The organism is Thioalkalivibrio sp. ALE11, assembly GCF_000381205.1.
Taxonomy (GTDB): domain Bacteria; phylum Pseudomonadota; class Gammaproteobacteria; order Ectothiorhodospirales; family Ectothiorhodospiraceae; genus Thioalkalivibrio.
Genome location: NZ_KB906180.1, coordinates 20,743 through 22,388, shown reverse-complemented (window position 1 = coordinate 22,388; position 1,646 = coordinate 20,743). Strand labels below are relative to the sequence as shown.

At 59.8% G+C, this 1,646-nt stretch carries 1 pseudogene and 1 CRISPR repeat array; the pseudogene reads left to right on the top strand.

What is annotated here, in order from left to right:
• Window positions 1-123: 123 nt before the first annotated feature.
• Window positions 124-1,280 (top strand): annotated as a pseudogene (locus F620_RS0112570) (IS3 family transposase).
• Window positions 1,281-1,326: 46 nt separating this feature from the next.
• Window positions 1,327-1,644: a CRISPR direct-repeat array (repeat unit 37 nt; unit sequence GTTGAACGACAGCCCTGAAGACAAAGGGATTAAGACC).
• Window positions 1,645-1,646: the final 2 nt, after the last annotated feature.

The following is a 1,646-nucleotide window of genomic DNA, read 5'->3' as shown; positions in this document are numbered from 1 at the left end:
GTTGAACGACAGCCCTGAAGACAAAGGGATTAAGACGCCCGTTTCCAGTCCGAGGTGACGTGAAGTGGTCCAATGGTAACGGACACCCCAGTTAAGCCACACTATCGGCAACTGGAGGTGAGCATGAGTAAACAGAAGCGGACCCGTTACAGCGACGAGTTCAAGGCCAATGCCATTGCCATGGTCGAGAGCCAGGGCTATTCCTGCACTGAGGCGGCCCGGCGGCTCGATATCAACCGGACCATGTTGAGCCGGTGGATACGTCAGGCCCATCACAAGGGGGACGGTGACGTGACTCCAGAGCCGACCTCCGATGGCCAGGAGAAAGAGCTTCGCCAGCTCCGCGATGAAGTTCGTAAGCTCCGAGAAGAAAAGGAAATCCTAAAAAAGGCAGCGGCCTTCTTCGCGAACGAGTCGAACTGAGGTATCGGTTCATTGAGGCGGAGAAGGCGAATCACGCCGTGGTCACGCTTTGCCGGACCATGCAGGTCTCCCGGAGTGGGTTCTATCAGTGGCTGCAACGCGATGCCGCCGACGATCCGGAGCATGCCGAGCTGATTTGGCATGTGCGCTCTTTGGACAAGCTGTTACGCCACCGGGCGGGGAGCCGGCGCATGGCCTTCGAGCTCCAGAAACGGGGCTTTGCCGTCGGTCGCCATCGGGTCCGGAGCCTGATGCGCGAGGCCGGAATCGAGTGCCAGCAGCGCCGTCGTCGGCGGACCTGCTCGACGACGGACAGCCAGCATCGCCAGCCCGTGGCCCCGAATGTATTGCGGCGCCAGTTCCAGGTCGAGGCGCCCAACGATGTCTGGGTCGCCGACATCACGGCGCTCTGGACCTTCGAGGGCTGGCTCTATCTGGCGGCCATCATGGATTTGTATGACCATCAGCTCATCGGTTACGCCCTGTCCGACAGCATGCCGGTGGCGTTGCCCCTGGAGGCCCTGGAGATGGCGGTTCGGCACCGCCGGCCGGGTCCGGGACTCATCCACCACTCGGACCAGGGCAGCCAGTATGCGTCCACGGCGTATCAGGGCCGCATGGATGCGCTGGGTTTCGTGCCCTCCATGAGCCGCAAGGGCAACTGCTGGGACAATGCGGTCATGGAGCGCTTCTTTGGCTCGCTGAAGAGCGAATGGACCGATGCCAGGGTGTACACCACCCGCGAAGCCGCCCGACTGGATGTCGTGGAGTACATCGAGATGCAGTACAACAGCGTCCGACCCCATACCGCACTGGGCAGCCTCTCGCCCCGGGAATGGGAAAAGGCTGCTGCTTAAGATGGGTGTCCGTTTTTACTTGACCAGAACAGACGGGCAACCGCGTGTTGAACGACAGCCCTGAAGACAAAGGGATTAAGACCCGTTGCGGTGTTCGCTGATGTGGTACATGGTGTTGTTGAACGACAGCCCTGAAGACAAAGGGATTAAGACCTATGTCGACACCTGCGGATGATCCATGCGGTTGGTTGAACGACAGCCCTGAAGACAAAGGGATTAAGACCACGTCAGGCGCGTTTGCCTGCGCAGCCTTTGCAGGTTGAACGACAGCCCTGAAGACAAAGGGATTAAGACCCTTAAACAGCACCTCGCTTGCCGCCTTGATCCGTTGAACGACAGCCCTGAAGACAAAGGGATTAAGACCCG